Origin of the sequence: Rhodococcus sp. IEGM 1379 (assembly GCF_030056815.1) — a bacterium.
Taxonomy (GTDB): domain Bacteria; phylum Actinomycetota; class Actinomycetes; order Mycobacteriales; family Mycobacteriaceae; genus Rhodococcus_F.
Map to the genome: position 1 here is coordinate 23,171 of NZ_JASHKR010000034.1, position 17,115 is coordinate 40,285.

The following is a 17,115-nucleotide window of genomic DNA, read 5'->3' on the forward strand; positions in this document are numbered from 1 at the left end:
CTAGAGCAACAGACGCACGATGTCGGACGTGCGGGCCAAGCCGGGAAATGCATCCGCCGTCGAACGTGGATGTAATACGTGAACAGCCAGGCGGAACATGACCGCACGCAGAAGCATTTGCGGCCACTCCGGCAGGTCTTCCCAGCGCCCGACCAGTGCCTCGTCCGCTCCGCCCCAGGAGATTGCGTCGACTACAGCAACAGCGGCAGCCCACGCCGCCGGTCGCCAATACGGCGTGATGTCCGTAATGCCCGGAGCCATGCTGCCCGAGAAGAGAACCGTGCCGAACAAATCGCCGTGCACCAATTGATCGGGGCTGTGAACGGGCTTGCGGAGTGTGGCCAGGCCCGCGATCAGTTCGAGGCTCTTGCGTCCGTCGGGCGACGGCGACTCGAGTTGCTCGACACCCTTCGCGATACGCAACGGAACGGTTTCCCACGCCGCACGATCCGCGGCAACAAAGACGTCAACCTCGGCCCACGGCGGGACCGGCGGTTGAGCGAGGAATCTGGGGCGCTCGAGCGAAGCCGTCGCAGCGTGCAACCGGCACGACATGGACACAACCTCGTCGTGACGAGGTTCGGGCGTTCCGACTATGAAAGTGTCTGCGCGCCAACCTGATACAACGTAGCGACCGTCAGTGGATCGAACAGGGCGAGCCAAGCGCACACCATCGACTTCGAGGTTCTCACGCACTTTTGCCGACCAGGCGGCGCGCGCATGGTCCGCAACGGCAGAGAGAACGACGTCTCCACACAGCCAACCGCCGTCCCAATCCGCACCGAGTGGGATGGGCTCTACTTCGCGGAGGCCGAAGGTGGAGCACACGTGCTGGGGAGGTTGACCTGTCACCGCTCCAACGCTACCGGTGCAAGTCCGTCAGATCCTGCAAGGCACGCCTAATACACCGGCAGAGAAGTATCGACCTGGCTTGCCCAGGCAATGGCACCGCCCTGCAGATGGACGGCATCCGCGAACCCCGCACTCTTGAGAACAGCGAGAGCCTCGGCCGATCGAATGCCGGTTTTGCAATACAAAACGATGTGCTTGTTCTGCGGCAACGACGCCAGCGCCTCGCCGGAGACAATCCGATCCTTGGGAATCAGAACCGCACCGGGCAGATGCATGATGTCCCACTCGACAGGTTCCCGCACGTCGACGAGTTCCAACTCGTAACCACTGCTGATCAACTGCTCGAGTTCCTTGGCGGTGATCGTGGAACCGGCAGCCGCGTCACTCGCCTCCTCCGACACGACGCCGCAGAACTCGTCGTAGTCGATGAGTTCCGTGACCGGGATCCGCTTCGGATCACGCTGTAGCCGGATCGTGCGGAACGTCATGGCCAGAGCGTCGTAAATCATCAGGCGTCCGAGCAACGGTTCACCGATACCCGTGATCAGCTTCACGGCCTCCGTGGCCATGATCGACCCGACGGTTGCGGGCAGAACACCGAGCACGCCACCCTCCGCACACGACGGCACCATGCCCGGGGGCGGAGCTTCGGGATACAGATCCCGGTAATTGAGCCCGAGTCCGTCTGGTGCGTCTTCCCAGAACACCGAGACCTGACCTTCGAAGCGATAGATCGATCCCCACACATACGGCTTGCCGGCAAGGACCGCCGCGTCGTTGACCAGGTAGCGCGTCGCAAAGTTGTCAGTGCCGTCGAGAATCAGGTCGTAGTGCGCGAACAATTCGACGGCATTGGTGTTGTCGAGTCGGTACTCGTGTAGCCGCACATCGATGTGCTCGTTGATCTCGAGGATCGACTCGCGCGCGCTGACGGCCTTGGGCCGGCCCACATCCGACCGACCGTGAATCACTTGACGCTGCAGGTTCGACATGTCGACCTCGTCGAAATCCACGATCCCGATCGTGCCCACACCCGCGGCTGCCAGATACAGCAGTGCCGGCGAGCCCAGACCACCGGCGCCGATGAACAACACACGTGCGTTCTTGAGTCGCTTCTGACCGATCACGCCCACATTCGGAATGATGAGGTGCCGGCTGTACCGGGCAACTTCTTCCCGGCTCAACGCGGCGGCGGGTTCCACCAGAGGTGGCAATACGACGGATGTTGCAGACACCGAAAAACTCCTGGATCTAGTTACACTCGAGGATACGGCCACGGGTTGAACCGGCACGTCAGACCGTTCATCGGCACCACGCCCTCGGGATCCAACTGCGCAATGTCGTTATTCGCCGTCCCGAAAGACTGCTGCATCATGATCGGCGCCAATCCACCTTCGGTCTCACAGGGCTGATGCGCTGCGTAACCGATGGCATGGCCAACCTCGTGGTTGATCTGATACTGACGATACGAACCGATGTCGCCCTGGAATGAAATAGCGCCACGGACCCATCGAGGCTCGTTGAGCAGGACACGATCCATGCTCGGGTTGTAGCAGGAGCCCTCGAGTTCGATCTCGTAACCGCAACCCTCCCGAATGGTCATCTGCGACGTCAACGAGATGCGGAAATCAGGTGATCCGGAATCGATACGACGGAAGGCCACCTTGGGATCGTTGGTCCAACTCTTCGGATTGGCCAATGTCTGATCGACCATCCGACCATAGGATTCGTCACCACCGAAGCCTGCAGTGTCGACACCGTCCTCGATTTCGACGGTGTACGTGAATTCACGCTCGGTGCCCTGCCCGACCTTGCCGGTAATCCCCGGAACTACGTGCCAGGTGCCACCACCGGTTACCGCAAACGGTCCACCGTCCGGAAGCGCACCCGACGGGACCGACGCCGCAAACTTTCCGTCGGCCGCCGGCGGTGCCCCGATGACGTTGGTCCCATCTGTACTGTGCGCGAGGTCAGCCGTCGCCGAGGCTTTGGACGCGGAATCATCGACGTCCGTACGCAAAGCGTCGACGGTCACGAAGACCGTCAGAATCGCAAGCACCGGGATCGCATACGCGCGCCATCCGTACGTCGCGACGAACTTACCGAGTCGGCTCTGTTTCCGAGCGCCTCGATCCGGTCGCGGATTGCGCGGTGTCCGGCCCACTTCACGTTTGGTCGGATCCCATTGAGCACGGAGTGGTTGATGGGAAGCTATGCCGCGGTAGTCACGTTGGCCGTACATTCGGCCGTCGCCTGAATCGGATTGTTCAGGGTTCTGCGTAGTTTGTCCACGCATGCGCGGTCCCCCTGGGTCAGTCACGCCTCCAGAATCTCACATTCCACGAGCGGCAGTCCCAGACCGACCGAAACATGCAGGCAGGGGCGTGTCAGATGTGCCCTCCACCACAAGACTGCGACGCAAGTATCGCTGGTCGAGACAGAAAAAACGCTCGAGCGCGACACACGGTATCGTTCATGCAGCTACGGCCGGTGTGACGGAGGATACTGGCGAGTACGCATATGCGACTCGACGGTCCGCGCGGCAGCCGAATTTTACTTTTGCTCAGATTGGAAGCGACATGACAGAACTCGCGGATCGGACCGGCTCCGATCGCGGTACAACGGCCGGTAAGCCTGCTGGTACACGCCGCAGCACCCGCCTTCCGCGAGATGCACGCCGCCTTCAACTCCTCGCTGCAGCCAGCGAAGTTTTTGTGGCCAGCGGCTACCACTCGGCCGGTATGGACGAAATCGCGGAATGCGCCGGCGTCAGCAAGCCCGTCCTGTACCAGCATTTTCCAGGCAAGCTCGAACTGTATGTAGCAGTTCTGCAAAGCTACGTCGACAGCCTCATCTCCGGCGTCCGCCAGGCCTTGCGATCCACCACCGACAACAAGCAGCGTGTGCGGGCAGCCGTGCAGGCCTTCTTCGATTTTGTCGACAACGACTCCCAGGGCTTCCGCCTGGTCTTCGAGTCCGACATCATGGGCGAGCCGCAGGTACAGACCCGCGTCGAGCAGGCCACCGAAGCATGCGTCGACGCAGTATTCGACCTGGTCAGCCATGATTCCGGTCTCGACCCCTACCGGGCGCGGATCCTTGCCGTCGGCTTGGTCGGCGCCAGCCAGTTCACCGCACGCTACTGGCTCGAAGCCGCCCGCCCGATCCCCAAGGAAGAAGCCGTCGAAATCACGGTTTCCTTGGCCTGGGGCGGCTTGTCACGGGTACCGCTGCACTACTGATCAGTCACGGGTACCGCTGCACTCCTGATCACCTTCTACGACACAAGAATGGCGGGCAGTCTTCGTGACTGCCCGCCATTCTTGTCTTGCTTTGCGCATCAGACGGTAGGTGCGAACCCGACCTTGCGGATATCGGAAGGACCGATCTCCACATACGCAACACGGCTCGCCTGCACCAGGAACTTGCGGCCCTTGTCGTCGACGAGTGAGAGAACCGGCTCGCTGCCACCGAGGACGCTCGAGACCAGTGCCTCGACCTCTTCGGGGGTCTGTTCGCTGTTGACGATGAGCTCACGCGGGCTGTCGATTACACCGATCTTGACCTCCACGGTCAACCTCCGAACTGTTCGTGAAATACATCAGCTGTCCTGGCCAGGCTAGTGCAGCAGGATGCCGACACGCTCGCTGCCGCGCTGTGCCGAGAGCGAACAGCTCACACGAGGCCGAGTGTGGCCATGCGCTCCGCATGCTTGGCCTGCATACCGTCGAACAATGCCACCACACCGTTGAGGTCCCCGGAGGCCGAGATCACCAGGTCGGTGAGGTCCTCACGCTGCGCGAGAACGAACTGGGCCTGCGTGATCGCCTCGCCGAGCAACCTGCGCCCCCACAACATGAGGCGGTCCTTGACCCGCGTGCTCCCCTCCACCGCTGCGCGAACTTCGAGGACCACGAATTCGGAGTGACCCGTCTGCGACAACACGTCCTCGACGATCGCAGCCACGTCGGTCGGAAGTGAATGGCCGATCTCACGATAGAAATCCGCGGCAATACCGTCGCCGACGTATGCCTTCACCAACGATTCCAGCCACGTCGACGGGGTCGTCGACGCGTGGTAGTTGTCCAACGCCCGGACGAACGGATCCATGACCTCGAAAATGTCGTGGCCACGCTCGGTCAGCGCGGCCGACAACGTTTCGAAGTGAGCCATCTCCGCCGCAGCCATACTGGCAAATGCGACCTTCCCGTGCAGCTCAGGAGCCATCTGAGCATCTTCCGACAGCCGGTAGAATGCAGATATCTCGCCGTACGCAAGTACCGCGAACAAGTCGATGACACCCGGATGATCGGAAGCCACTCGGGCTTCCGTACCGGTGTCTGTCGAAGCATCAAGATCGTGTGCGCCCATGGTTACGAACTCTAATGCCACTGCGCCCATCGGGTTGGGCAAGCAACACCTGCCCTGCTGCGTGATCTAGGCCATGCCTCGCCGTGATCTAGGCCATGCTTTGCCGAGAGTGTGCCGAGCGCCAGTTACAATGGGTTCGGGAGTTCGCTAGTTTCCCCCGCTCTTGCGCTCTGACGTGGGCCGGGATGACCTTTTTCACGCGACCCCCGCGGTTTCACGTAAACCACACGGTTCCACGTAAACCAACCAGATAATGTGCGCGCACCTGCATCGAAGGTTGTTGCCCGCTTCGCCGAGACTTCACGGACGGCATCAGAAAAATAAGTCCGCGAACTCTTCGAGCTGAGGCGTAGGCATGGCCGACGAACAAGAGGGCATCGACTTCGGCCGATTTACGGCCAGGCCCCTTACCTTGTGCGTGCGTACCGCCACAAGGAAAGGCCAGTCCGCTGAGCAAGATCACGATCGACCACGAAGACGAAGCAACCGAGAACACAGTTTCGGTCCAGCTCGACGACACCCATGTACCCCCGACGTTCGCCGAACTCGGTGTGCGCGACGAAATCGTCCGCGCCCTGAACGAGATCGGTATCGAACGCACCTTCGCCATCCAGGAACTCACTCTTCCGCTGGCCATGGCCGGCGATGACCTCATCGGTCAGGCCCGCACCGGAATGGGCAAGACCTTCGGTTTCGGCGTTCCGCTGCTGCATCGCATCGTCACTGCCGCCAACGGCACGGCTGCCCTCGACGGCACCCCGCGCGCCTTGGTCATCGTCCCGACCCGTGAGCTGTGCATCCAGGTCGCCCGCGACCTCGAGAACGCCGGCAAGCACCTTCGCGTCGGCGATCGCAGCCTTCAGGTTCTGCCGATCTACGGTGGTCGCCCCTACGAAACTCAGATCGCGGCTCTCCAGAAGGGCGTCGACGTCGTTGTCGGCACACCCGGACGCCTGCTCGATCTCGCCAACCAGTCGCACCTGATCCTGGGTAAGGTCGGCGTACTCGTCCTCGACGAGGCCGACGAAATGCTCGATCTCGGCTTCCTGCCCGACATCGAACGCCTCATGGGAATGGTCCCCGACAAGCGTCAGACGATGCTGTTCTCGGCAACCATGCCGGGCCCGATCATCACGCTCGCGCGCACCTTCCTGACGCAGCCGACGCACATCCGCGCTGAGGAAGCCGAATCTTCGGCCGTCCACGACCGGACCAGCCAGCACATCTACCGTGCCCACGCCTTGGACAAGGCCGAAATGGTTGCGCGAGTACTGCAGGCCGAAGGCCGCGGTGCCACCATGATCTTCACACGTACCAAGCGCACCGCCCAGAAAGTCGCCGACGATCTCGCGGAGCGTGGTTTCTCGGTCGGAGCTGTTCACGGTGACCTCGGTCAGATCGCTCGCGAGAAGGCCTTGAAGTCCTTCCGCAACGGCAAGGTGGACGTGTTGGTTGCCACCGATGTCGCCGCTCGCGGTATCGACATCGACGACGTCACCCACGTCATCAACTACCAGTGCCCCGAAGACGAGAAGACCTACGTGCACCGCATCGGTCGTACCGGCCGCGCCGGTCGCACCGGTATTGCCGTGACGCTGGTCGACTGGGACGACATCCCCCGTTGGCAGCTCATCGACAAGGCCCTGAGCCTGGGCATCCCGGATCCGGTCGAGACGTACTCCAGCTCACCGCACCTGTACGAAGAGATGGCCATCCCGGCGGACGCCAAGGGCACCGTCCGTAAGCCCAAGGCTGCAGAGCCCGCCGCCGAGAAGAAGAGCAAGCCTGCCGCGGCAGCAAGCTCCGACTCCGTCAGCACCGAGGAAAACGCTGCTCCTCGACGGACCCGCACTCGTCGGCGCACCCGCTCCGGCGGCGAAGGTACCGAAGCAACGCAGTCCGGAGCGACCGCAACGGGAACTGCAACTTCTCCCGCCGCTACCGGTGATGCAGCCGCCGGCGACGCTTCCACGCCGCGTCGCCGTCGCCGTCGCCGCCCCGTGGCAGCCGGTGCGGCAACCGCCGCAGAGTAAGCTCCCCATGTGCTGGCACCGGAACGGCGAACTCGCTCAGATGTAATCGTTGCTCTCGGTATCGCGCTGGCCGTGATCGTGGCGGTGACCGTGGTGTGGTTGCGCAGTGATGCGCGCGGAACCACCTCGGTCACCGCTGACACGACTCTTCCCCCGCTGGCAACGTCAGTGGTGTTACCCGACGCGCTCAGCGCGGTCTGGGAATTTCCGAGTGCCGATTCGTCGTCCCCCATCGCCGCCGGGAACGCAGCCGTCACGGCAGACGGCAGCGATGTTGTGGGGCGTGACCCCGCAACCGGCGACGAAGTGTGGCGCTATTCGCGCAACATCCCGCTGTGCGGTGCCATCGAGACCTGGGATCGCGTTGTCGCTGTGTATCAGGACAATCGCGGATGCTCACAGGTCACGTCACTGGTCGCCGACACCGGCGGACGCAAAGATCAACGCAACAGCGACGCCGATGCCGCAGTGACACTGTCCGCCGACGGCACCTACCTCATCTCACGCGGTTCCACGCGTATGGAACTGTGGCGCTCCGATCTGGTTCGGACACTCGAGTACGGCCGCGTCGACGCCCCGGTCAACCCCAAGAAACAACCACGGTCTGGCTGCGAATTGCTGGGCGCCGCTTCGAGTTCCAGCCGCGTGTCCGTTCTCGAAAAATGCCCGGATGACGCCTCGAACCGCCTGACGGTCATGAATCCCGCTCCCAAGGATGCCCAGGAACCCGAAGAATACGGATCTGTTGTACTTCCTGATTCCGCCGGCGCCCGTATCCTGGCAGTTTCCGGCGAGAAAACTGCGGTCTACTTACCCGCCGTCAACGGAACACCTTCTCGGATAAGCATTTTCGGCGGAAGCGGTGCGGGTGTGGTCGACTACCCCGTCGACGGTGTCATCCCGGAAAAATCCACCGTGAACGCCGACAAGAACGCCATCACCTGGTGGACCGGTACCCAGACGATCAATCTCCGCACGAGCGATCTGTCCCCCACCTGGATTGTCGCGGGCACCGCCGGCCCCGGAACAACGGTGTCGGGACAACTACTCGTCCCGGTGCCGAACGGCATTGCGATGATCAATCCCGCCGACGGCACCGTCACCCGCATGATCGCCGTCGATCGCGGTGAGGTCACCACGCCCATCGTCATCGCCAGTGCCGGCGACACCATCCTCGAGCAGCGCGACGGAACCCTGGTCGCACTGCGTTAGCGACTAGAGGGTGACGTCCGGGACAAAGGTCTCGACTTCGCTTCCCGCCCAATGCTTCACGAGATTGGCAGCCAGATCGCGATACGCGTCGGCACCCTTGTTCTTGCGGCCCGCCAGCACCGTTGCACCGGACGCCGACGCCTCCGCGAACTTCACGGTCCGCGGGATGGGCGGCGCAAGAACCGGCAACGAGTAGCGGTCGCTGACATCTGCGAGAACGTCACGGCTGTGCGTAGTTCGGGCGTCGTAGAGCGTCGGCAATGCGCCGAGCAGAACCAGATCCGGATTGGTGATGGCCTGCACTTCACGAACCGTGCGCAGTAGTTGCCCGACGCCTCGATGTGCGAGCGTCTCGCATTGCAGCGGAACGAGAACCGACTGCGCGGCCGTCAAACCGTTCAGTGTCAGGACACCCAACGACGGCGGGCAGTCGATAATGACGACGTCGTAGCTTCCGAGCAACGGCGACAGCGCACGCTTGAGTGCGAATTCTCGGCCGGGCCGCATCAGCAGCAGTGCTTCTGCCCCCGCCAGATCGATGGTCGCGGGCAGAAGGTCCATACCGTCGGCCGTGGTCAAGACTGCGTCGGCAGCATCGATGTCACCGGCCAGAACTTCGTTGACCGAACGCTCGAGACGATCAGGATTGTGGCCGAGAGAGAACGTCAGACATCCCTGGGGATCAAGATCCACCACGAGTACCCGTTGACCGAGCGCGGATAAAGCCGCACCCAGGGAGGCGACGGTCGTGGTCTTTGCCACGCCGCCCTTTTGATTCGCCACTGCGAGAACCGTCGTCACAAAGAAGATCCTTACGTATTTCGAGCGGAGAGGCGAACAGTACACGCGGGTGCCCTGCAATGATGGGTCACATGCACTTGAATGCACGAGTCGTTCTGATGCGTCATGGCGAGACGGAATGGGCACGCAGCGGTAAGCACACCGGCGGCACCGAAGTCCCGCTCACAGCGCTCGGCGAGATCCAGGCCACTGCGACGGGCAACCGCATTCGCAGCCTCGATCTACGTAATCCCATGATCCTGACCAGTCCCCGCCTACGTGCCCAACGCACCGGCGACCTCGCTGGCCTTCCGGAAGAACGGACGTGGGATGCGTTGTCGGAGTGGGACTACGGCGACTACGAGGGACTCACCACACCCGAAATTCGGCAGAGTGTTCCCGACTGGACAGTGTGGACGCATCCCTGCCCCGGCGGTGAGCACGCCGATCAGGTCCATGCGCGCACCGACATGGTTCTTTCTCTCGTGCAATCACAATTGGCCGAGCGTGATGTCATCCTGATCGGGCACGGACACTTCTCGCGAGCACTGATCGCACGGTGGCTCGAACTTCCGGTCAGCGAAGGACGGCGATTCGCGCTCTCCCCCGGCGCCTACTCGGTACTCGGATACGAACACGGCGCGACCCACTTACTCCACCACAACATCCCGCCACTAGCCGAAGGCTGAAATCAGCCGGGTAATAGGATCCGTTCCATGATTCGACGCGCCACGCCCTCCGATGTCCAACCGATCACGGACATGATCTACGAGTTGGCCGACTACCAGAAGGCGCTCGACGAGTGCACCGTCAATCCCGAGCAGATTGGCGACGCCCTGTTCGGGGATGCGGCGTCGGCTTTCGCCCACGTGGCGGTCTCCGACGACGGCAACGTCGTCGGCATGGCGCTGTGGTTCCGAAATTTCTCCACGTGGGACGGGGCGCACGGCATCTACCTCGAAGACCTGTACGTCAAGCCGAGTCAGCGCGGATCCGGGCATGGGAAAGCGCTGCTCGCCGCATTGGCAAAGGAATGCACGGACAACGACTACACACGCTTGTCGTGGTCCGTTCTCAACTGGAATACGCCGTCGATCAAGTTTTACGAATCACTCGGTGCCCACGCGAAAACCGAGTGGACCACCTATCGCCTGACCGGCGAGCATCTGGACGCACTCGCCGACGAAGCGAGGTAGAGCGCTACAGCGTCAGTCGTCGTTCTTGTTCTCGCGCTCAGCGGCATCATCGACGGTGTCGGTTGCTGTCTCGTCCGCAAAATCCCCGTACTCCGCCGCCATCCACTGGGAGGTGGGCGCAGAGAACAGGAATACCAGCGTGGCCAAAACCACCGCACCGAGGACAACACCGAGAAACACCTGATGTGAGTCGGTCAGCAGCGACCACGCCACAGGAAGTAGCAGAAGCTGAGCGACGACGCTGATCGAGCGTCCCCAGCGTCGACCGGTGAGCAAGGCAAGGCCGGCAGCGAGCACGGCGCCGCCGAGAATGGCGACCCACGCAGCAAAACCGTAGCCGTTGGTCACGCTCTGGTCGTGACCCATCAAGCCACGAATCACAGCTACGACGGCGAAGCCGACGGCAACCAGTCCTTGCAACGTCACGAGGGCACCCGCCCACTTGACTGTGTTGGGAAGGGCAACGGGGCTGGCAGTATTCGGCACGAGACCAGCCTAGAACACGACACCGGATAGGCTCATGCCCCGTGCGCGCACTGCTGATCGTCAATCCCAATGCCACCTCGACCACTGCTGCCGGTCGAGACCTCCTGGCTCACGCCCTCGAAAGCCGGGTGCGACTCACCGTGGAGCACACGACTCACCGTGGGCATGCTGCCGAACTGGCTCGGCAAGCGCATGAAGACGGTTTCGGATGCGTGATCGTGCACGGCGGCGACGGCACCGTCAACGAAGTGGTCAACGGACTTCTCGGTGCACCGAACCCGGCGTCGATGAAAGCAGTCCCCATCGGGCCCATCCCGACCGTCGCGGTTGTTCCGGGCGGATCCGCCAATGTTTTCGCCCGCTCGCTCGGCATCGCCGCCGACCCCGTCGATGCCACCAACCAACTCATCGACCTGCTCTCCGAACGGACGCATCGGCGCATCGGGCTCGCCCACGCCGACAACCGTTGGTTCACGTTCAATGCCGGAATGGGTCTCGACGCCGACGTCTGCGAGGCCGTCGACGCGAGCCGTAAGAACGGCGATCCGGCAACCCCGGCTCGATACGTGCGAACTGCAATTGCCTCCTTCTTCCGCTCGAAGCGAGCGGAACCCGCACTGACCGTCCGGCTTCCGGATCAGGATCCGATTGCGGGCGTCCACTATGCATTTGTCTCCAACTCGAGCCCGTGGACCTATCTCGACTCCCGTCCCGTGCACACCAATCCCGGAACAACTTTCGACTCCGGACTGGGCCTCTTTGCTATGACGAGCACCAAAGTCCTTCCGTCCCTACGGGTTGTCCGGCAGCTGCTCGCTCGTGGCGCAGAGCCGAAATCGAAGGTCCTCGTCCGTACCGACGACGTCCCGCACATCACCATCGAATCGTCGCGGCCGATCGGTTTACAGATGGACGGCGATTACATCGGACTTCGCAAATCGGTCGAATTTACCGCCGTGCCGGATGCGCTCGAGGTGTACGCACCACTTCCGGAGCGATTCACACAACTCTCCTGACCTGCAAGAACAGTCAATTTTCGCCGGCGCACGTAGGTAAAATCCGGATGGCGACAAGGTGGCCAGGCGGTACGTCAACAATTAGTGAGTTGGCACACGAACCTGTCCAAATCTATTGACATACCGTGAGTTCGTGAAAGCATTCACAAGTAACAGTGCGGAAACATTGAATACGCACACACAAACTCATTGGTACCAAACGGTGTATTCACACCCAGCTTAAGGAGCGAAAAGGATGGACTGGCGCCACAACGCAATCTGTCGCGACGAGGATCCCGAACTGTTTTTCCCCGTGGGAAACAGCGGACCGGCCCTCGCCCAGATTGCCGATGCCAAGGTTGTCTGCAACCGCTGCCCCGTCACCGCTGAATGCTTGTCCTGGGCTCTCGAGTCCGGTCAAGATGCAGGCGTGTGGGGCGGAATGAGCGAAGACGAGCGTCGCGCACTCAAGCGTCGCAACGCACGGACTCGTGCACGCACTTCTGTCTAGGTAAGAACCGAAACGTTCTTCACCCCGACGTTCGACGCGGTGCGTAGGCAAGCCCTGCCACCGGTCGAGGACGACAGCCCGGCACACCATGGTGCCGGGCTTTTTGTCTGTCCGAATCAGTAACGCGCACAACGCTGACCGTGTCAGTAACGAGCACAACGCTGACCGTGTCAGTAACGAGCACTCCGCCGTCCGAGTGGCACACGCAATACCGCGTCGGTACCGCCGCCGCTTCCCGGATGCAATCCCAGAGAACCGCCCAACTCCGCTCCCAGCAGAGTTCGCACGATCTGCAGGCCCAGGCGGTCGGACTTCTCGAGATTGAATCCCGCCGGTAATCCCCGGCCGTTGTCGTGAATGATCACGTCGAGCCACCGGGCCGATCGCTCGGCACTGAGCGTGACCGTGCCCTCGATACCCGGATCGAAAGCGTGCTCGATTGCGTTCTGCACCAACTCCGTCAACACCATCACCAGTGGTGTCGCACGTTCGGCAGAAAAGACCCCGAAGCTTCCCTCGCGCCGAATCGTCACGGGCGCACCGACTCCCGCCACGTCGGAGAGCATCGGAACCAACCGGTCGATTACCTCGTCGAGGTTGACTTCTTCGTCCACCGACATCGACAACGTGTCATGTACCAATGCAATAGAACTGACGCGTCGGACCGATTCGGTCAACGCCTGTCGCGCCTCGTCGTTACTGGTGCGGCGAGCCTGCAAACGCAGGAGCGCCGCGACGGTCTGCAGGTTGTTCTTCACTCGATGATGAATCTCGCGAATTGTCGCGTCCTTGCTGAGCAAGGCCCGATCACGACGCTTCACTTCGGTGACATCACGAACGACGACAGCGGCCCCCACGTGACGACCGCCCGGCTTGAGAACCAACGCCCGCAGCAGTACCGTGGCACCGCGCGCTTCGATCTCCATCCGTCGACCAGGCTTGTCCGCCAACGTATCTCGGATGTATCCGGCTACTTCCTGCGATTCGAACGGGTCCGTCACCAATACTCGCGTCACCGCGGCAAGATCCTGACCCACCAAGTCCGAACTCAACCCCATCCGGTGATACGCGGACAACGCATTCGGGCTCGCGTACACAACCGTCCCCTCGGTGTCGAGCCTGATGAAACCGTCGCCGGCACGCGGACTGGAGTTGGTGTCCGAGCGCGACTCACGAATCGGAAACGTACCGTCGCTGATCATCTGGCACAGGTCCGCGGCGCAATCGAGATACGCCACTTCCAACGGACTCTGTGCCCGCTGATTCGACAGGTTGGTATCGCGACTGAGCGCGGCGATGACGCGACCGTCCAACCGCACCGGCACGGCTTCACGGCGCGGCGGCATACCCTCACGCCAGTCCGCATCTTCGGCTCGGACAACCCGCCCTTCGATCAACGCGCGCAACACCTGAGGGTGCTCCGACTCCGACACCACAGTCCCGACGGCATCCTCCGGGAAAGCTGTCGACGCCGTCGTCGGGCGACAATGCGCAACACAGATAATCGAACCGGCAGACTCGGATTCCTCGGATTCGGTGGCGACCCACAACAGGACGTCCGCGAAGGACAGATCCGCAAGAAGTTGCCATTCGCCGACTACGCGTTGAAGGTGATCGACTGCCGCACCGGGCAGGTCGGTATGTTCGGCCAGCAGGTCACTGAGTGTGGACATCGCTGCGCTTAGGAGATCACTGCGATCAGGTCACCCTGCTGAATGACGTCGCCTACCTTGACACCCACCGTGGTGACCGTTCCCGGAACTTCTGCCAAGACCGGGATTTCCATCTTCATGGACTCGAGGATGACCAAGGTGTCACCGTCGGCCACCACGTCTCCTTCGCTCACGACTACCTGGTAGACCGTCGAAACCATCTCGGCGCGCACGTCTTCTGCCATCGTGAACCTCACTTCGCTAAAGAAAACCAGTGGTACCGCGTCGTCGGAACACCCGATCGACCTGCCAATGGAACCACACCCACGAGGGCGTGAAAGAATGATGCGAAAGAAACAGAAGGGAGACCAATCATGGGTAAGCGCGGTCGTAAGAAGCGTAGCCGTAAGGGCAACAAAGCAAACCATGGCAAGCGTCCAAACGCCTGACATGTAATGCAGCAAACGACAGAGGGTGGGGAAGCAATCACGCTTCCCCACCCTCTGTCGTTACGCCCTACTCAGACGCCCACTGACCGACTAATTGTCTGTTTTGGTACTCGTTATGACGATGGTGCGCCGCAACTCGATGGTGAGCCGCTGACGCAGGCTTTCCGGTGCGTGGTCACCGCCGCACTTGCGGCTGATCAAGCTCTTGACCTTCTCCTCGATCCCGTAGGCCGCGAGGCAGGATCCGCAATCGTCGATGTGCCGCTGCAGACGCGCCCGACTGGCGTCGTCGCACTCACCGTCGAGCATCAACCACACGTCAGCGATAACCGCCGAGCAGTCGAGCCGTTCGAATTCGTCCTGCGTGCTCATCGAGTGACACCTTCCGCCTCGGCAGCAGCATCCGTGCTTGTGACACTGGTGCCGCCGCGGTTGAATCCGCGTTCCTTCGCGACATCTGCGAGCAATCCGCGCAACTGCTTCCGCCCACGATGCAGCCGTGACATCACCGTTCCGATCGGTGTGCCCATGATCTCTGCGATTTCCTTGTACGGGAATCCTTCGACATCTGCGTAGTACACCGCCATCCGGAATTCTTCGGGAAGTGCCTGCAGTGCCGCTTTGATGTCGTCGTCGGGAAGCGCGTCGAGAGCCTCGACCTCGGCCGAACGCAGCCCTGTGGAGGTGTGCTCCGCCGTGGCCGCCAACTGCCAGTCGGTGATTTCGTCGGTCGGATACTGCGCCGGCTGACGCTGCTTCTTCCGGTACGAGTTGATGTAGGTATTGGTGAGAATCCGGTACAGCCACGCCTTGAGGTTGGTTCCGTCGCGGAACGAACGAAAAGCGGTGTACGCCTTGACGTATGTCTCCTGAACCAGATCCTCGGCATCAGCAGGATTGCGCGTCATGCGCAACGCAGCACCGTACAGCTGATCAAGCAGAGGCAATGCGTCGCGCTCGAAACGCGCGATCAACTCGTCCTGGCTTTCGGGCGTTTCGGATACCGCAGCGTCAGAAGGTTCGCTGACCTCTGGCTGTTCATCCTTGGGCCGGTCGTGTTCCAGCACTCTGATCCCTTCGCTCGCCGTAGGGATCAAGGTTACCGCCAACACAAGTTCCGACCTATGGGCCGGTAGTGGCTCCTGCACAGCCAGCACGGTCGCTCCTTCGATAGTTCACGGTGATCAACCAGTACCAACACAGCTCGTCCCGACTCTGTTCCCGCGTGAGTCAACGCCCACATAGAGTGACCGAATGGCCGGAACTGCGACCCCTGCGACCACACTCCTCGAGAAGTCGAAGACCCCACACCACATCCACAGCTACGACCACGATCCCCGCGCCGAATCGTTCGGCGACGAAGCCGTGGCAGCGCTCTCGTCATCAACCGGTGTCGAAGCCGCGCAGATCTTCAAGACGCTGGTGATCAAACTTGATACGGGCAAACTTGCAGTCGCAGTACTGCCGGTCCCGGCCAAGCTGTCCTTGAAAGCCGCTGCCGGCGCCCTCGGCGCGAGCAAAGCCGTCATGGCGGAACGCGCCGATGCCGAACGATCGAGCGGGTACGTCTTCGGCGGAATCTCCCCCTTGGGGCAGCGCAAGAAACTGCCGACCGTCATCGATTCCTCCGTACTGAGCTGGGATCGTGTTCTGTGCAGCGCTGGTCGACGCGGACTCGAAATCGAGCTTGCTCCAAACGATCTCGGCAATCTCAGTGAAGCAGTGTTCGCCGAGATCACCGCAGGCTGACAGACAAGATCCACGCGTTTTGCCCCATTCCCACTAAACGGGCAGTACGGTCTGAAATTATGCCGACCACACGACGAACAGTGTTTGCCCTCCTGACAGCGACTGCGGCACTCACCGTTTCACTGACCGCATGCGGAAGTTCCGACAGCGCAACCAAAGAAGTCACCGTCGTCGGAACTGGCGAGGTTCGCGGGGCTCCGGACATCCTGACTGCCGGCATCGGCGTCGAAGTTGTCGCGCCCGACGTCAGCGGCGCTGTGTCGCAATCGAACGAGAAAGCGCGCGCGATGATCGACGCCATGGTTGCTGCGGGAGTGGCTGCCGAGGACGTCCAGACGAGCGATCTGTCCGTTCAACCGCAGTACGACGGTAACCCGTACGGCGGCGGCAACGTGACGGGATACCGCGCCACCAACTCGGTGCGGATCATCGTCCGTCAGCTGGACAAGGCGTCCGGGGTTCTCGATGCGGGTATCGCAGCCGGTGGCAATGCGGCCCGCCTGAACACCGTGGCTTTCGACATCGACGACGATTCCAAGCTCCTCGCAGATGCTCGCACCCGCGCTTTCCAGGACGCGAAGACCCGAGCTGAGCAGTACGCGGACCTGTCCGGGACGTCGCTGTCGAACGTCGTCACCATCACCGAAGCGCACAACACCACCGGCAACCAAGACATGATGCGTTCCCCGAGCGCCTCGATGTCGGACATGATGATCGCTCCCGGCACCCAACAGGTGTCCTTCGAGGTCACTGTGACGTGGTCACTCGACTAGAACTGTGACGTGGTCACTCGACTAGAACTGTGACGTGGTCACTCGACTAGAACTGT

Annotated in this window: 21 protein-coding genes; 10 read left to right on the forward strand and 11 right to left on the reverse strand. The window is 61.8% G+C overall.

The window, feature by feature from the left end; all coding sequences use genetic code 11:
- From QM600_RS18025 to QM600_RS18035, 3 genes are read right to left on the reverse strand one after another with little or no spacing between them, the layout of a single operon-like run.
- Positions 1 to 852, reverse strand: coding sequence for a TIGR02569 family protein (locus tag QM600_RS18025; RefSeq protein WP_283262860.1), 852 nt, complete (start codon positions 850 to 852; stop codon positions 1 to 3).
- A gap of 47 nt (positions 853 to 899) precedes the next feature.
- Complete coding sequence (moeZ, locus tag QM600_RS18030) at positions 900 to 2,087, reverse strand: adenylyltransferase/sulfurtransferase MoeZ (RefSeq protein WP_283262861.1); 1,188 nt, start codon at positions 2,085 to 2,087, stop codon at positions 900 to 902.
- A 20-nt stretch (positions 2,088 to 2,107) separates the two neighbouring features.
- A complete protein-coding gene (locus QM600_RS18035; protein WP_283262885.1) occupies positions 2,108 to 3,148 on the reverse strand; it encodes a DUF3152 domain-containing protein in 1,041 nt (346 codons plus the stop codon).
- 283 nt (positions 3,149 to 3,431) lie between these two features.
- On the opposite strand from QM600_RS18035, the gene fasR reads away from it, so the two are divergent.
- Positions 3,432 to 4,094 (forward strand): HTH-type transcriptional activator FasR, encoded by a 663-nt coding sequence (gene fasR, locus QM600_RS18040; RefSeq protein WP_283262862.1) that lies wholly within the window; start codon positions 3,432 to 3,434, stop codon positions 4,092 to 4,094.
- A gap of 98 nt (positions 4,095 to 4,192) precedes the next feature.
- Here the strand turns inward: fasR and QM600_RS18045 are convergent, their stop codons facing one another.
- Both QM600_RS18045 and QM600_RS18050 read right to left on the reverse strand, forming a co-directional pair.
- Positions 4,193 to 4,423 carry a DUF3107 domain-containing protein gene (locus QM600_RS18045; RefSeq protein ID WP_283262863.1) on the reverse strand — a complete coding sequence of 77 codons (231 nt, stop codon included), beginning with the start codon at positions 4,421 to 4,423 and terminating at the stop codon, positions 4,193 to 4,195.
- 104 nt (positions 4,424 to 4,527) lie between these two features.
- Complete coding sequence (locus tag QM600_RS18050; RefSeq protein ID WP_283262865.1) at positions 4,528 to 5,223, reverse strand: ferritin-like fold-containing protein; 696 nt, start codon at positions 5,221 to 5,223, stop codon at positions 4,528 to 4,530.
- 449 nt (positions 5,224 to 5,672) lie between these two features.
- On the opposite strand from QM600_RS18050, the gene QM600_RS18055 reads away from it, so the two are divergent.
- Together QM600_RS18055 and QM600_RS18060 are read left to right on the forward strand one after the other, a co-directional pair.
- Positions 5,673 to 7,256 (forward strand): DEAD/DEAH box helicase, encoded by a 1,584-nt coding sequence (locus QM600_RS18055; protein ID WP_283262887.1) that lies wholly within the window; start codon positions 5,673 to 5,675, stop codon positions 7,254 to 7,256.
- A 9-nt stretch (positions 7,257 to 7,265) separates the two neighbouring features.
- Positions 7,266 to 8,468 (forward strand): Rv3212 family protein, encoded by a 1,203-nt coding sequence (locus QM600_RS18060; RefSeq protein WP_283262866.1) that lies wholly within the window; start codon positions 7,266 to 7,268, stop codon positions 8,466 to 8,468.
- A gap of 3 nt (positions 8,469 to 8,471) precedes the next feature.
- On the opposite strand, the gene QM600_RS18065 is transcribed toward QM600_RS18060, so the two are convergent.
- A complete protein-coding gene (locus tag QM600_RS18065; RefSeq protein WP_283262867.1) occupies positions 8,472 to 9,269 on the reverse strand; it encodes a ParA family protein in 798 nt (265 codons plus the stop codon).
- A gap of 71 nt (positions 9,270 to 9,340) precedes the next feature.
- Here QM600_RS18065 and QM600_RS18070 point away from each other — a divergent pair, with 71 nt between their 5' ends.
- Together QM600_RS18070 and QM600_RS18075 are read left to right on the forward strand one after the other, a co-directional pair.
- Entirely contained in the window at positions 9,341 to 9,937 is a 597-nt protein-coding gene (locus tag QM600_RS18070; RefSeq protein ID WP_283262868.1) for an acid phosphatase, read from the forward strand.
- Between the two features lie 27 nt (positions 9,938 to 9,964).
- Positions 9,965 to 10,444, forward strand: coding sequence for a GNAT family N-acetyltransferase (locus QM600_RS18075; RefSeq protein WP_283262869.1), 480 nt, complete (start codon positions 9,965 to 9,967; stop codon positions 10,442 to 10,444).
- A 12-nt stretch (positions 10,445 to 10,456) separates the two neighbouring features.
- Here QM600_RS18075 and QM600_RS18080 read toward each other — a convergent pair whose 3' ends face one another.
- Positions 10,457 to 10,930 (reverse strand): hypothetical protein, encoded by a 474-nt coding sequence (locus QM600_RS18080; protein ID WP_283262870.1) that lies wholly within the window; start codon positions 10,928 to 10,930, stop codon positions 10,457 to 10,459.
- Positions 10,931 to 10,971: 41 nt separating this feature from the next.
- Here QM600_RS18080 and QM600_RS18085 point away from each other — a divergent pair, with 41 nt between their 5' ends.
- Together QM600_RS18085 and QM600_RS18090 are read left to right on the forward strand one after the other, a co-directional pair.
- A complete protein-coding gene (locus QM600_RS18085) occupies positions 10,972 to 11,946 on the forward strand; it encodes a diacylglycerol/lipid kinase family protein (RefSeq protein ID WP_283262871.1) in 975 nt (324 codons plus the stop codon).
- Positions 11,947 to 12,181: 235 nt separating this feature from the next.
- On the forward strand, positions 12,182 to 12,436 hold the full coding sequence (locus tag QM600_RS18090; protein WP_003940950.1) for a WhiB family transcriptional regulator: 255 nt from the start codon (positions 12,182 to 12,184) through the stop codon (positions 12,434 to 12,436).
- 170 nt (positions 12,437 to 12,606) lie between these two features.
- Here the strand turns inward: QM600_RS18090 and QM600_RS18095 are convergent, their stop codons facing one another.
- Positions 12,607 to 14,109, reverse strand: coding sequence for a sensor histidine kinase (locus QM600_RS18095; RefSeq protein WP_283262872.1), 1,503 nt, complete (start codon positions 14,107 to 14,109; stop codon positions 12,607 to 12,609).
- Positions 14,110 to 14,117: 8 nt separating this feature from the next.
- Positions 14,118 to 14,333 carry a biotin/lipoyl-binding carrier protein gene (locus QM600_RS18100; protein WP_007731208.1) on the reverse strand — a complete coding sequence of 72 codons (216 nt, stop codon included), beginning with the start codon at positions 14,331 to 14,333 and terminating at the stop codon, positions 14,118 to 14,120.
- 129 nt (positions 14,334 to 14,462) lie between these two features.
- Here QM600_RS18100 and QM600_RS29930 point away from each other — a divergent pair, with 129 nt between their 5' ends.
- A complete protein-coding gene (locus QM600_RS29930; protein ID WP_095413260.1) occupies positions 14,463 to 14,537 on the forward strand; it encodes a 50S ribosomal protein bL37 in 75 nt (24 codons plus the stop codon).
- Between the two features lie 90 nt (positions 14,538 to 14,627).
- Here QM600_RS29930 and rsrA read toward each other — a convergent pair whose 3' ends face one another.
- Together rsrA and QM600_RS18110 are read right to left on the reverse strand one after the other, a co-directional pair.
- The gene (gene rsrA, locus QM600_RS18105) at positions 14,628 to 14,909 is read right to left on the reverse strand and encodes a mycothiol system anti-sigma-R factor (protein ID WP_283262873.1); all 282 of its coding nucleotides are present in this window, start codon (positions 14,907 to 14,909) and stop codon (positions 14,628 to 14,630) included.
- Positions 14,906 to 15,649: a sigma-70 family RNA polymerase sigma factor gene (locus QM600_RS18110; RefSeq protein WP_502943019.1), complete on the reverse strand. Its 744-nt coding sequence runs from the start codon at positions 15,647 to 15,649 to the stop codon at positions 14,906 to 14,908. Before QM600_RS18110 ends, rsrA begins: the two co-directional genes overlap by 4 nt.
- Positions 15,650 to 15,791: 142 nt before the next feature.
- Between QM600_RS18110 and ybaK the strand changes: the two genes are divergently transcribed.
- Both ybaK and QM600_RS18120 read left to right on the forward strand, forming a co-directional pair.
- On the forward strand, positions 15,792 to 16,286 hold the full coding sequence (gene ybaK / locus QM600_RS18115; RefSeq protein ID WP_283262874.1) for a Cys-tRNA(Pro) deacylase: 495 nt from the start codon (positions 15,792 to 15,794) through the stop codon (positions 16,284 to 16,286).
- Between the two features lie 59 nt (positions 16,287 to 16,345).
- Positions 16,346 to 17,059: an SIMPL domain-containing protein gene (locus QM600_RS18120; RefSeq protein ID WP_283262875.1), complete on the forward strand. Its 714-nt coding sequence runs from the start codon at positions 16,346 to 16,348 to the stop codon at positions 17,057 to 17,059.
- The last annotated feature ends 56 nt before the right edge of the window (positions 17,060 to 17,115 follow it).